Raw genomic sequence first — 580 nt, forward strand, 5'->3', positions numbered from 1 at the left:
GGTACCTGTGTAATGTCTCCTACCTATGCTGCACATCGGCGACCACGTCTCAGCGACAGCCTGCAGTAAAGCTCCATAGGGTCTTCGCTTCCCCCTGGGTGTCTCCAGACTCCGCACTGGAATGTACAGTTCACCGGGCCCAACGTTGGGACAGTGAAGCTCTGGTTAATCCATTCATGCAAGCCGCTACTGATGCGGCAAGGTACTACGCTACCTTAAGAGGGTCATAGTTACCCCCGCCGTTGACAGGTCCTTCGTCCTCTTGTACGAGGTGTTCAGATACCTGCACTGGGCAGGATTCAGTGACCGTACGAGTCCTTGCGGATTTGCGGTCACCTGTGTTGTTACTAGACAGTCCGAGCTTCCGAGTCACTGCGACCTGCTCCGTTCCGGAGCAGGCATCCCTTCTTCCGAAGGTACGGGACTAACTTGCCGAATTCCCTAACGTTGGTTGCTCCCGACAGGCCTTGGCTTTCGCCGCCATGGACACCTGTGTCGGTTCTCGGTACGGACATCATGCTCGTCTTTTCACGGGCCCCAGGTTGAATCACGTTTCCCTATACCGCCGTTCGTCCGCTTC

1 rRNA gene is annotated in these 580 nt (G+C 56.2%); it reads right to left on the reverse strand.

What is annotated here, in order from left to right:
* Positions 1-580 (reverse strand): 23S ribosomal RNA (locus NDI54_RS21415); the annotation flags it as partial.

Source organism: Haloarcula terrestris, assembly GCF_031624315.1.
In the GTDB taxonomy this organism is placed as follows: domain Archaea; phylum Halobacteriota; class Halobacteria; order Halobacteriales; family Haloarculaceae; genus Haloarcula; species Haloarcula terrestris.